Below are 13,431 nucleotides of genomic sequence, written 5' to 3'. Positions count from 1 at the left end.
CTAATGAACTATATTGGTATACTATAATTCGACAGAATAAAACCAAACCTTAGGAGCATGACACAATGGGTCTGTTTGACAAACTTAAGAAGCTTGTATCTGATGACAGCGCTGATGCTGGTGCAATCGAAATTATCGCACCACTTTCAGGTGAGATCGTAAACATCGAAGACGTGCCAGATGTTGTTTTCGCTGAGAAAATCGTTGGTGACGGTATTGCTATCAAGCCAGCAGGCAACAAAATGGTAGCTCCTGTAAACGGTACTATCGGTAAGATCTTCGAGACTAACCACGCATTCTCTATCGAATCAGACGACGGCGTTGAGCTTTTCGTTCACTTCGGTATCGATACAGTTGAACTTAAAGGCGAAGGCTTCACGCGTATCGCTGAAGAAGGTCAATCGGTTAAAGCTGGCGACACTATCATTGAATTCGATCTAGCTCTTCTAGAAGAGAAAGCGAAATCAACGCTAACTCCAGTTGTTATCTCTAACATGGACGAAATCAAAGAGCTTAACAAGCTTTCTGGTTCTGTAGTTGTTGGTGAAACTCCAGTTCTACGTGTAACTAAGTAATTTTTACTTAATTAAACGCAAAAAACGCTGCCATCGCAGCGTTTTTTATTACCTAAAATTTATCGACCCCAAAGCGAAATAAAAGCTAAAGACATGGCATTCGAGCCAACAAAAAACCAGAACTAAGTCTGGCTTTTATCTTGTTGTCATTCTGTCAGATTAATCTTTTGGGAAATTACCCCAATAAGCTTAACGCTGAGTTTGGTGCCTGTTTTGCTTGCGCAAGGATTGAACTTGACGCCTGCGATAGAATTTGTGACTTCGTCATTGCAGTCGTTTCTTTCGCGAAGTCAGTATCTTTAATACGGCTCTTCGACGCGTTCACGTTCTCGTTAATGTTGTCCAGGTTGTTGATTGCATGGTTGAAGCGGTTCTGGAAAGCACCCAGTTCTGCACGGTGGCTGTCTACGTACTTCAGAGCGGCATCAAGGATCCCAACAGACTCCTGTGCGCCACCTACGGATGTTACGTCGATAGTATCTACAGTGACTGCCTTGCTATCACCAAAGCCCAGTTCACTCGACAGACCTCCTGAGAATGACACTTCACCGTCAACGTTATTGTTACCAGCAAAGATTTGTAGCTTGCCATCTTCGTCTACAGACGCTTTGATCAGGCCAGTTTGGCCGTTAATGTAAGTCGCCAACTCTTCGATATCGTCGCCTGCTTTTGCGTTAATCGCGATTTCTTGCTCTTGACCAAAGCTGTCTGTCAGGCTGATTGTCAGGTCTGACTTATCCGCAGATACACTCCAGTCTTTTCCTTTGCTGTTTTCAGTCTGGTAGCTAACTCCGCCCATCATTTTATTATCAGAACGCATGTCTTTTAGCTCTAGCATGACTGCTTCACCGTTGTCCGCGCCGATCTGGAACGATTTTGCGCCGTGCGTGCCGTTAAGAAGCTTATTACCACCAAACGATGTGGTTTCCGCAATACGGTTCAGCTCATCATTCAACGCAGTCACTTCTTCCTGAATTGCTACACGCTCTGCTTTTGAGTTAGAGCCGTTTGCCGATTGAAGTGACAAATCACGCATACGCTGCAAAATGTTAGTAGTCTCATTCATCGCACCTTCAGCAGTTTGTGCAATCGAGATACCATCGTTCGCGTTACGAACAGCCACATCCAAACCACGACTTTGTACATTCAAACGGTTCGAGATTTGCAGGCCTGCAGCGTCATCTTTTGCGCTGTTGATCTTAAAGCCCGAAGACAAACGCTCCATTGACGTTTGTTGCGCTGAGTTTGCGTTGTTTAGGTAACGCTGAGCGGTCATCGCTGATACGTTTGTATTTACATTCACTGCCATGGTGATTTCTCCAATTGATTTTCCGATATTGCGGTTTCCGACGTCTCGGAAAACCAAGTAGTTCTCTCAAAGTTACTTTTATTAACGACATAAAATTCAGAAGCTTTAGAGAAAAATTGAAAAAAGTCACTTAGCGAGATTTAGCTAAAAGAATCAAAGAAAAAAAGGAAAAAGTACTCAAGTTTATGCCGATCATGCCGAGGGAGCATTCGCAACGATAACCAGTAAAAAAGCTGAAAAGTAAAGAGTTAGAAGCGTGAGAACTGGAAACTATTAAGATTAAAAAAAGAAAAAGCCCCTTTCCTTTGAGAGAACTGGGGCTAGGTTGGTCGCCAGAGCCTATGTGGAGATTAAGAGAAATGAACACATTTCCGGCATACCGGGTGCAACTTTACATTGAAAATGATTGGCAGGTGAGAGATGAGAGAGCCGCTCATTCTGTTATGAAGTTGCTTGCCACAATCCCGTATTCGTATCCACGTCTGGATAATGTGAATACAGGCTCTATACCCAAACAACCCTGCATATTGAAGTCGTTTGGGTATAAACTACTGCAATAGTGACATGGCAGAGTTTGGCAACTGTTTCGCTTGAGCAAGAATTGAAGTACCTGCCTGTTGCAAAATTTGTGCTTTAGTCATTTGCGTCGTTTCTTTAGCAAAGTCCGTATCTTTAATTCGGCTGTTCGATGCGTCTACATTTTCCTGAATATTCGCCAAGTTGTTGATGCTGTGGCTCAGACGGTTCTGCTTAGCACCAAGATCAGCACGCTGCGAGTCGACATATTTCAGCGCAGAGTCCAATACAGAAATCGCATTCTGAGATCCCTTAACCGACGTCATATCAATATCTTGCACTGATGTTCTCACTGGCTCATCACTTAGGCCAAGTTCAGACGCAAGTCCACCAGAGATAGAAATATCGCCTTGAACGTTTGGATGAGCAACGAAAATCTGTAACTTACCATCTTCACTGACTGACGCGTTGATCATATCTGACTGGCCATTAATATACGTCGCGAGCTCTTCAATATCATCGCCTGCTTTGGCGTTAATGCTAATTTCCAGATCATCAACATTGCCGTCTTCATCCTTGCCCATGCCTGGCAGGGTCATATGTAAATCTGCTTTAGTAGGATCGACTTCCCAGTCTTTGTCTTTGCCGATTTCAGAGAAAAAGCTTACACCACCCATGCGTGTATCATCAGCACGGATACTGGTGAGTCCCATGATCATGGCTTCACCAGAGCTTGCGCCGATCTGGAATGCCGCTTCACCGAATGAACCGTTAAGTAAGCGACGGCCACCAAATGACGTCGTTTCAGCAATACGGTTTAGCTCATCAATCAACGCAGAAGACTCTTCGTTAATAGCCTGACGCTCTGCCGGAGAGTTGGTACCGTTTGATGACTGAATCGCCAGGTCACGCATACGCTGCATCACTGACGTTGCTTCGTTCATCGCGCCTTCAGCCGTTTGTGCAATCGAGATACCATCGTTCGCGTTGCGCATAGCAACATCCAGACCACGAGATTGTGCGGTCAGACGGTTAGAGATCTGCAGACCAGCCGCGTCGTCCTTCGCACTGTTAATCTTATGACCTGATGACAGGCGCTCCATCGAAGTATTTAACTCGTCAGTCGCTTTGTTTAGATAACGCTGTGCGGTCATCGCTGAGACGTTAGTACTAACTGTTACAGCCATTTTGCTCTCCTTTTGAGTTCGCAAGCTCTTGCGAAGCGGCCAGCTTTACTCTCATTTGGATAGGCACTGACCGTAAGAATGACTCACTAAACCTGCCTGAATACAGGGTTAGAAATTAAAAAATCTGTTCTGAAAATCTCAATACAATTTGTATGCCAACTTAAAGTTCACTTAGGAGCATGATTACAATTCCCTTGTAAACAATGAGTTATATTAAAATAAGGACATACAATATGATAAAACCAATCTTCACCGTACCGATTTTTGCCGCTCACGTTGCCATCAACATCGTTGCCGCTTTCGGTAACAGTATGCCGCTTCGAGAACCGAACTGAATTTGGGGATTTATCGCACTTAAGGCTTGGCACATAAGGCATTAAAATCTCGCTAACCGATTCAGGTTCAGATTAGCGTATTGAATCTAAATATAATTAAACAACGTCAGATCTTTGGTTTTACCAAAAGCTTGTTGTGAAGCTTGCAGCGCACGTGAGTTCTCGCTGAATTCAATGACGGCCTTAGAGTAATCCAAGTCTTCAAAATTACTCTTTGCCTTCGCCAATGACAGATTAAAATCTTCGTGATTTTGTTCTTGGATATCGAGTGTACTTAACCTTGCACCGGTTTCTGTGCGCGCCTTATTCAGATGAATGAATGCCGCCTGAAACTCTTCGGTCATTTGATGTAGCTTCGCCGTTGCGGATGAATCTGATACTGATTTGTCCGACCATGACATGGCTTGTTTAAAGGTATCGAAAATACTGAAAGACTCGCGCTTCTCAATTCCAATGCTGTCCCCAGGCGTTATCTGCCCTTTTACATGCACTGTTAACCCGTTGTACTCAATGCCTTGTTCCGGGGAAAATTCATCTGCGTCTACCACTCTGCCGTTGCGCTCTAACTGGTAACCAAATTTGCCGTTATTCATATCGACAAATGTCACGCGGTACGACGCCATATCATCACTATCACTATTGGTAGCTTGACCCAGCAACAGTTCAGAGCCATTTTGTAAGTCGTAGTCTGGTTGGTAATCACCAAACGGGTTAGGGATTTCCATGAACAGCTTGCTGCCCGGATCATTCATTGGCATTTCAAGCATATTGGAGACTTTCATCTTGCGCTGATAATCGTCACCAACGTACTTCACACTGTCATCTTGATCTCGATAAAAAGGCTGGTTTTTCGGTTTCGTGCCCGCAAACACATGGTTCCCGGTCTCATCTTGCACATTGACCAAGTTGAAGAAGTTATTCGCGATTTCTTCTAATTCACGCTTTTTGGCTTGCCTGTCTTCTACCGAAAACGCACCATTAATCATCTCCATCGTGAGACGTTTTGATTCATCAGTGAAGCTCTCTGCGTTCGCAATGCTCACTTCTTGGTTTTCTAAGCGGTTACGTACTAAGACGATAGAGCTCAGGTACTGTTGTAACTGTTCTTGCTGCTGACCAATGTTCTGGATGTAATGCGTTGCCAGTGGATCATCACTTGGCTTAAGCAGCTTCTTACCAGAGGCAAGTTGCTCCTGGTTGTGATGAATCTTGTTCTCTTGGCGGCGCAAGTCATTTTGTACGGACTGATAGTTGTGGAAACTAGAAATTCGGGTTAACACTTATCTCCTCTCCTTACCTCAGTTGTAAAATGGTGTTGAAGGTGTCATTCGCTGCCTGCATTACGCGTGACGACGCCATGTAAGCCTGCTGAAATTTCATCATATTGGCAGCTTCTTCATCTAAATTGACACCCGAAATGGATGCCACACGCTCTTTTGCAGCTTCGTGCTCCAGACTCGCGACGGACGCTAAGCGGTTAGCCGTTGCCGATTTCAATCCCACTTCCGTATTCAGATTGTGGTATACATCAATCAAAGTGCTCGACTTGCCATCCATCATTTTGTTGGTCTGTAACTGCTGCATTTTTCTCAAGTTACCGTTGCCACCTTCTGACGGCACCAAGTTGGCAGTAAATTTGTCGTTCAGCAACGCCCCTTCACTCAGCTCAAAGGACGTTACATTGCCATTTTTATACAGCGGATGGTTCTGAGGCACTGAGATTTCGATGATTGGATTGTCTTTGTCCAAAGGGTAAGAATATTTGTCTGACAGCAGATTTCCTTTGTTATCAGTAATCTTTAACCACGCTTTGTCGTGCTTTTCGTCAGCTGGCTGCACCGTAACCTCAAACTCTTTGACGTCACCGGCTTGATGAATCTTGAATTTTGCGCTGCCTTGAGCAAAGGTTGTGGATGCTTCATAGCTTTGTGCCGCAATTGCTTTAGCGTCGTTGGTTTCCATTTTAATGATGGAGGCACCACTACGGGTAGGACGCAACAGTACTCGTTCTCCAGCGGCAAGGCCTTCGCCAATCTGCACTTTCATACCATCAAGCACAAAAAATGAATCCGACTGTTCGATAGCCAGTTGAATCTGTTCGCCTTTCGGGGTCGTCACGCTATATCGGTCACCATCATAGCGCAGCGCGTATTCTCCACCTTTGAGAGCCGAGATATCATCCACATAGACGGCCACATCAGCCTGTGAATCAGGAGCGGCTGATACGCGCGATTTTGCGACCAAGTCTGAGTTCACATCGGTGAATATGTCTTTGCCAATTTTGCCGTTTAGGTCCAGCCCTTGGGATTGCAACTGATTCACTTTGTGAGAAAAACCTGTGGCCAGTCTGCCCATCTCATCCAGTAATTGTGGAATGTGCTGGTCACGCATATCTAACATCGCACCAATTTTGCCGTCGATATCATCCGATTTAATCGCCTTAATACCATCCCCTTCCACCATGGCTAAGCGTCGCTGGTGAACATCAGGGTAGCCATCAATCATTTTTAACTGACTGGCCTCTGTGCCGGACACCAAGGTATGGCCATTGCCGATATGGACGTTAAAACCTTCTGCATTTTTGCGTGGGGTAACGGTCACTTTGGTGTATTCAGACAGTTCCGTAATCAGCTTTTCATGCTGATCCATCAGATCATTATGAGGACCGGGCGTGCGCATCATTAAACGGTGAATATCACGGATCTCCAACGCAAGCTGGTTAATGCGTTCAATGCCCATGTCCAATTTTTTGTTGGTCACTTCAGACTGTAAGCGCACCGTTTCATGGAAGTCGTTCAATGTGTCAGAAAAGATTTTTGCCTTCTCTAAGACCACTTTTCGCGCTCCTAAATCATTCGGGGTATCGGCCATAGTCTTAACCGCATCGAACCACTCATTGAGGTTTTCAGGAATCTTCTTGGAGGCAACAGAACTCAGCATACCAGACAGCATGTCGAGGTTATCTTGGGTATCCGTTTTGTTGGCATTGTTGGTCGATGACAAGTTGAGTTCATTAACGGCAAACTGATCCCAAGAGCGGCGAACATTTTCCACATGCACGCCCATTCCGTAGGTAGCTCCACCAAACTGGCGCGGATCGTTAGTACCTTGTATTACCGACTGACGACTGTAACCCTCTGTATTAACATTAGAAATGTTATGACCAGTGGTATTTAACTGTCTCTGAGCGGTAAGCACACTTTGAGTACCTACATTCAGAAGATCTGACGCCATACATGCCCCCAAAAACGAAAAAAACCGGTAAAAACCGATCACCTGGACAAACAAAAGCAAAAGGTATGCCAAGCATAAAGGTGAATAGGAACTGTCGATAAAAGAAAGGCTTGCACAATGGCAAGCCTCGATGATGCATTAGGTGCAGTAGATGCTCGTGAGCTCTACATGCTTTCGATTTTCTGTTGTACTTGCAGAACTTTATCCGCGTATTCTGGATCCGTCGCATAACCAGCACGATGAATTCCACGAATGAACGATTCAGAATCGCCACGCTGTTGCAGTGCCGTCTCGTAACGAGGGTTGTCGTTTAAGAAACGAACGTAATCGTTGAAGCTGTCTTGATAGCTTGAGTATGAACGGAACGTCGCCGTCTCTTTCACCGGCGTATTGTCATGAAACTCTAATGTTTGAGTGGTGACTTTATCTCCCTGCCAACTGCGATCAGCTTTGATGTTAAACAGATTGTTGCTGCTGCCACGCGCATTCTTAACTACTTTTTGTCCCCAGCCTGTCTCTAACGCTGCTTGAGCAAGAAGCAGTGATGGTTCAATCCCTAATGCTTTGGCCGCCTTTTCTGCATATGGCTTCATTGAGTTAACAAACGATTCCGGAGAATCAAATCGAGTCGGAGCTTGAATGTTAGAGACAGTACTGTTTGGATGAGATAGCTCACCAGATTCCATCAGACGCTGCTCGATATCACGCGCTTTTTGCGGATCAACACGGCGATATTCTGCGGCACTGTTTGCCGCTTCACGCACTGTCGTTTCACTCTTATCGTCGCCCTGCCCTGCAGTCAACTGAGCCACAATCATATCTGCCAGCCCCATTGAGCCCGAAGCGCTCAGTTCACTCGCCATCTGTTCATCCAGCATCTGACGGTAAAATTTTTCGTTCTGGCTGTTCATGAAATTCGACTCGAAACCTTCATTCGCTTCACGCATCGACTTGAGCATCATAGAAGTAAAAATAGACTCGAACTGTCGCGCTGCCGCACGCAACGCCTCATGTTCACCATCTTTACCCTCTTTTACCGCTTTCTGACGCAAAGTATCGAGAGAACTGATGTCGTGAATAAAGCCTATATCGTTAGGATTATTAATCATTGCCGCCTCCTAACGCCTTAAATGATGATCAACTGGCCTTCAATCGCACCAGCCTGTTTTAACGCCTGCAATATAGCCATCAAGTCTGAAGGCGCAGCGCCCACTTCATTGACTGCGCGAACCAGATCATCCAGTGTCAAACCCGGCTCAAATTTGAACATCTTGCCCTGCTCTTCATTCACTTCAATATCAGAATCTGGTACCACAACAGTCTGACCGCCTGAGAAAGCATTCGGCTGGCTTACGCTAAGGTTTTCTTTAATTGCAACGGTCATACCGCCATGTGTCACCGCCGCTGGCTTAAGACGCACATGCTTGCCGACAACGATAGTGCCCGTACGGGAATTTACGATGATTTTTGCTGCTCCATCGGCCGGATCGAACTCCAGATTTTCAATGGCTGATAGAAACGCCACACGCTGACTTACATCACGTGGCGCACGCACGCGTACCGACGTTGCATCTACCGCACTGGCCATTTGTGGACCAAGGAAGTTGTTAACGGCATCTGCCATGCGTTGCGCGGTAGTAAAATCAGATTCAAGCAGGTTGAATGTGATGTAATCACCGCGACCAAACGGGTTTGGGATCTCACGTTCTACCGTCGCACCACTGGAGATAATGCCGACCGTCGGGTTATTACCGACAATCTTTGAACCATCGGCACCTTCGGCACTAAAGCCACTGACAACCAGATTGCCTTGCGCGACGGCATAAACCTGACCATCCAAACCTTTTAGAAACGTTTGTAGCAAGGTACCACCACGCAAGCTCTTCGCACTACCAATGGATGAGATTGTGACATCTACTTGCTGACCCGGCTTGGAAAAAGGCGGCAACGTGGCCGTTACCATTACAGCGGCAACATTTTTGATTTTTGGCTTGGTGCCCGGCGGCAGTTGAATGCCGAAGTTTTGCAGCATGGCCGCGAAACTTTGCTCAGTAAACGGGTTGGATTCACCAGAGCCTGGTAAGCCTGAAACTAAGCCATAACCCACGAGTTGGTTGCTACGTACACCTGCCACTTGCGCGACGTCTTTGATACGTGCGGCTTGGGCTGCGGTTGAAAACAGGGCAACACTCATCAGGAATAAAAGGATTCTTTTCATGCTTACTTATCTCTTGCAGTCTAATTGCCGTTATGTGGCGTCTTAAAGCGCTACATTAAAGAATCGTGCCAAAAAGCCCGGCTCTTGCATATCTTGCTGAAACCCAGTTCCTGAATACTGAATTCGGGCGTTCGATACACGGTTTGAAGCAATCGTATTGTCGAAGTTGATGTCATCCGGGCGGATTGTGCCGCTCAGACGAATGTACTCATCGCCGGTATTAAGTGTCATCCACTTCTCTCCACGAATGACAAGATTGCCGTTCGCCAGAACTTCAATTACTTCAACGGTAATGTAACCACTGATACTGTTGCTCTGGTTAGCGGAAGCGTCACCCGTAAACGAGTTGTTGCTGCTTAAGTCATAGGAAAAGTTGTATTGACCACCCAGTTGCAGCTCTTGCCCACCAACAGATAAAGGATCCATGGTTGAATCATTGCTTTTCGACAAATCTGCATTTGCACTCTTAGTTGCTCGCGTGGTTTCATCCAGCGTAACCGTGATGATGTCGCCAACACCTCGCGGTTTAGAGTCATCATAGAGGTCGGTAATGTGCTCAGGGCTGAAAAGAGATCCTGTTGCCGCTGCATAATGTTCTGGTTTCTGCTTTGGATGAATTGGAGCCCATGCAGGATCGCCCGCTAGCGGATCGGTTCTGCCGCGTAATGTATCCACAATGCCGCTGCTTTCTTCTTTTGATTTATCGCCTTCAACAGCGTCGACAACCGTCGTTGCCTGAGAAACTTCATCCGCTTCAATCGGATCTAACATGGCACATCCAGACATGGTGCTGATAAGCGCAAACAAGCAAATACGTTTAATCATAAGTTCCTCAATTCCTGAGCTTAGCCGTTACAGCTGCTGGTTAACAAAGCTCATCATCTTGTCAACGGATGAAATCACTTTAGAGTTCATTTCATAAACGCGCTGTGCTTCGATCATGTTGACCAGCTCTTCCGTCACGTTCACATTCGACGCTTCCAGCATGGATTGGCGAATCTCACCCAATCCATCCAAACCCGGAACACCTTCTTGCGGGTCACCGCTTGCACCCGTCGGTAAGTAGAGGTTTTGACCGATAGGCTCTAAGCCTCCAGGGTTGACGAAATCGGTAATGGTCAACTGACCGACAACCTGGTTATCTTGCTGACCACGAACACGTACAGAAACTTCACCGTCAGTACCGACAGTGATTGAAATTGCGTCGTCAGGAATCACAATTTCAGGCTCTACCGGATAACCAGAACCTGAAGTCACCAGCGTACCTTCACCGTTCAGCGTAAACTGACCATTGCGGGTGTAACCGATGTTGCCATCCGGCAAGGTCACCTGAAAGAAGCCGTCACCCTCGACCATCATGTCGAGCGCGTTAGTAGTGGTTTGAGCATTACCGTGCGTATGCACTTTTTGTGTCGCAACGACCTTAGAACCTGCACCCAGCATCAAACCACTTGGTAATTCTGTGTTCTGCGAAGACTGGCCACCCGGCTGATTAATGTTCTGGTAGAACAAATCTTCAAATACGGCACGGCTTTTTTTGTAGCCGACCGTCGAGGCGTTCGCCAGGTTGTTTGAAATCGTTGCGATGTTGGTTTGTTGGGCGTCTAAACCGGTTTTACTAACCCATAGTGCTGGATGCATTGTGAACCTCTAACTCTGTTAACTCATACGAAGCAGCGAATCTGAAGACTTATCCATCTCTTCAGCGGTGCTCATCATCTTGACTTGCATTTCAAACTGACGCTGGAGGTCAATTAGTGCCGTCATTTCACCTACGGCATTGACGTTACTACCTTCAATAGCTCCGGTTTGGATACTGATAGATGCGTCTGCTTCGTAAGGCTGGTTTGGAGTTTTATGGCGAAATAGACCATTGGTGTCTTTAAATAAGCTTCGATCGTCAGTACCGACCAACTTGATGCGATCAACTACTTGCAATTCTTCTGCTGGTGCGCCTTGAGGAAGTACAGAGATGGAGCCGTCACGACCGATTTCGATTTTTGAGAGGGGAACTGGCAGGGTAATTGGCGCGTCGTTTTCGCCCAGTACGACGTGACCACTCGCGTTGGTCAGTAAACCGTTCTGATCCACTTTTAGGTTACCATTGCGCGTTAACCCTTCTTTGCCGGTGTGATCCAATACAGAAATCCAGCCGCTGCCTTCAATGGTTACATCCAGATCTCGTCCTGTAGTAATCACACTGCCTTGAGCAAAGTTATGTCCCGGACGCTCTGTCATGCTAAATACACGTGAAGGGTGTCCTTCACCATACGCTTGCATTGAACGAGCTTGAGCTAAATCTGCTCGAAACCCCGTGGTGCTTACGTTGGCCAGGTTGTTGGCACGCAATTGCAGAGCCTGCATGTTTTGCTTGGCGCCACTCATTGCGAGAAACAGTGCGCGATCCATAAATTACTCCCAAATATCCTCTGTACCAGAGAATAAAAGCAATAGTTATGCCATAAAGAAATAACATTAATATTCAGCATCTTAATGAGAAAATAAGGGGGGTAAGAAGAAATTTTTAGAGCCTAAACTAGGAAAGAGGCAAGGTTTGGATCCTCTTAGCGGCAACAGCGGCAACAAAGCGATCAAAGAATGTTTGCCCAAAGTGAGGAATTTTTGGGCTAAGCATTTAATGAATATCGTAAGGTGACCAAGTAATCAGGCAAAAAAGCTCTACTTGGTCACGCAGGTTATCGAATCTGCAGGATATTTTGCTGTAGCTGGTTATGCACTTCTAGCGAACGTGAGTTTGCCTGGAAGTTACGCTGAGCAGAGATCAGATCCACCAGCTCCTGTGTCATATCGATGTTTGACTGCTCCAGCACACCATTGTTAAGAGTACCGAAAGAGCCTTTATTTGACTCACCCCAGATTTTATCACCCGAGAACTGGGTTGAATCCCATTGAGTGCCACCTTTTTTATCCAGACCTTGCTCATTAGGAACACGAACCAGAGCGACTCGGCCTAAAGTGATGTTCTCACCGTTTGAGTAAGTACCCAAAACGCTGCCGTTTTCATCGAAGTCAACTTTAGTTAAGAAACCCGTTGTTGCGCCATCTTCATCGAACTTAGTCAGCTCAAATGGAGCCGCAAACTGAGTTGCAGAATCTAAGCCGAAGTTCAGTGTTTGCATTGGATCGGCACCGTTGAGGTTGATTCCCGCATTTGCTCCTGCAGCTTCACCACCTTCACCGGCTGTACCACCTAACGCGACAGACGTTATTGGGTTACCACCATTCAAGCTAGCCAAAGTACCATCGTTGTTGAACTTCATGGTATGACCAACGTGGCCTGATGCTGTTGTCGCATCACCTTGAGCAATGTTGAGCGGCTTTTCACCGTCTTTGTCTGTTACCGTATAGTACGAGTTCCAGGTGTTCGGCTGAGTCTGATCTTTCAGGTAGTAAGTGGTTAATTTGTAAGACTGACCCATTGAGTCATAGATGGTCGAAGACGTTGAACGGTTATAGGTATCTGGATCGGAAAAATCAAATTGAGTTGGATCTTTCAAGTCACCGTTCGCAGGTAAGTTTACGCCCACTTCAATGTTCGCCGTTTGCTTTGGCTTACCAAATTCGGCTGGAATATTGATTGGCTGTGGCTCGTAGGATGACACTTCACCAGACTCTGGGTTTACCTGATAACCAAGCAGAAACTCGTCGTTTGCCGTTACCATGTAATTGTCTCTGTTCAAATGGAAAGCACCGTTACGTGTCATCTCATTTTGCTGTGGGATAAGACGATCTTTCGCCACGGCGAAGAAACCTGTGCCAGATATCCGTAAATCCATCGGGTTGTTGGTGTAAATACTTGAGCCTTCGTGGAACTGTTGCGCCACCTGACTCGCTTGAGCACCACCACCCGGCGTGGTTTTTGCGTTTGTAAACAAAGAATTAGAGTACACATCAGCAAACTCCGCACGAGACTCTTTAAAGCCGTACGTGTTGGCGTTCGCAATGTTGTTACTGGTCGTGTTTAAATCCAGTTGAGCGGCGGACAAACCGCTTAAAGATACATATGACATTCCAAAGTCTCCTGATCTCGCGTGCT

The 13,431-nt window shown here is 46.2% G+C and carries 11 protein-coding genes; 1 reads left to right on the top strand and 10 read right to left on the bottom strand.

Annotated elements, in window-relative coordinates; translation table 11 throughout:
* The first annotated feature begins 65 nt into the window (after positions 1 to 65).
* The gene (crr, locus tag WJM94_RS10335; protein WP_248331168.1) at positions 66 to 575 is read left to right on the top strand and encodes a PTS glucose transporter subunit IIA; all 510 of its coding nucleotides are present in this window, start codon (positions 66 to 68) and stop codon (positions 573 to 575) included.
* Between the two features lie 175 nt (positions 576 to 750).
* Here the strand turns inward: crr and WJM94_RS10330 are convergent, their stop codons facing one another.
* The 10 genes from WJM94_RS10330 to flgE all read right to left on the bottom strand — a co-directional run bounded on the left by WJM94_RS10330 (position 751) and on the right by flgE (position 13,405).
* Positions 751 to 1,884: a flagellin gene (locus WJM94_RS10330; RefSeq protein WP_444494141.1), complete on the bottom strand. Its 1,134-nt coding sequence runs from the start codon at positions 1,882 to 1,884 to the stop codon at positions 751 to 753.
* A 548-nt stretch (positions 1,885 to 2,432) separates the two neighbouring features.
* Complete coding sequence (locus WJM94_RS10325; RefSeq protein WP_444494140.1) at positions 2,433 to 3,587, bottom strand: flagellin; 1,155 nt, start codon at positions 3,585 to 3,587, stop codon at positions 2,433 to 2,435.
* Positions 3,588 to 4,008: 421 nt separating this feature from the next.
* Entirely contained in the window at positions 4,009 to 5,202 is a 1,194-nt protein-coding gene (gene flgL / locus WJM94_RS10320) for a flagellar hook-associated protein FlgL (protein ID WP_444494139.1), read from the bottom strand.
* A gap of 13 nt (positions 5,203 to 5,215) precedes the next feature.
* Entirely contained in the window at positions 5,216 to 7,156 is a 1,941-nt protein-coding gene (gene flgK, locus WJM94_RS10315; protein ID WP_444494138.1) for a flagellar hook-associated protein FlgK, read from the bottom strand.
* Positions 7,157 to 7,320: 164 nt separating this feature from the next.
* Positions 7,321 to 8,265, bottom strand: a complete 945-nt coding sequence (flgJ, locus tag WJM94_RS10310) for a flagellar assembly peptidoglycan hydrolase FlgJ (RefSeq protein ID WP_444494137.1) — start codon at positions 8,263 to 8,265, stop codon at positions 7,321 to 7,323.
* 17 nt (positions 8,266 to 8,282) lie between these two features.
* Complete coding sequence (locus tag WJM94_RS10305; RefSeq protein ID WP_444494136.1) at positions 8,283 to 9,374, bottom strand: flagellar basal body P-ring protein FlgI; 1,092 nt, start codon at positions 9,372 to 9,374, stop codon at positions 8,283 to 8,285.
* A gap of 42 nt (positions 9,375 to 9,416) precedes the next feature.
* Entirely contained in the window at positions 9,417 to 10,196 is a 780-nt protein-coding gene (gene flgH, locus WJM94_RS10300; RefSeq protein ID WP_444494230.1) for a flagellar basal body L-ring protein FlgH, read from the bottom strand.
* Positions 10,197 to 10,226: 30 nt separating this feature from the next.
* Positions 10,227 to 11,015 (bottom strand): flagellar basal-body rod protein FlgG, encoded by a 789-nt coding sequence (flgG, locus tag WJM94_RS10295; protein WP_444494135.1) that lies wholly within the window; start codon positions 11,013 to 11,015, stop codon positions 10,227 to 10,229.
* Between the two features lie 18 nt (positions 11,016 to 11,033).
* A complete protein-coding gene (locus WJM94_RS10290; RefSeq protein ID WP_444494134.1) occupies positions 11,034 to 11,783 on the bottom strand; it encodes a flagellar basal body rod protein FlgF in 750 nt (249 codons plus the stop codon).
* A gap of 287 nt (positions 11,784 to 12,070) precedes the next feature.
* Positions 12,071 to 13,405 carry a flagellar hook protein FlgE gene (gene flgE / locus WJM94_RS10285; RefSeq protein WP_444494133.1) on the bottom strand — a complete coding sequence of 445 codons (1,335 nt, stop codon included), beginning with the start codon at positions 13,403 to 13,405 and terminating at the stop codon, positions 12,071 to 12,073.
* Between the last annotated feature and the right edge of the window lie 26 nt (positions 13,406 to 13,431).

The organism is Vibrio sp. YIC-376, from assembly GCF_052353105.1.
In the GTDB taxonomy this organism is placed as follows: domain Bacteria; phylum Pseudomonadota; class Gammaproteobacteria; order Enterobacterales; family Vibrionaceae; genus Vibrio.
The sequence above is the reverse complement of the archived record's forward strand: the minus strand, read 5'-3'. Positions and strand labels throughout refer to the sequence as shown.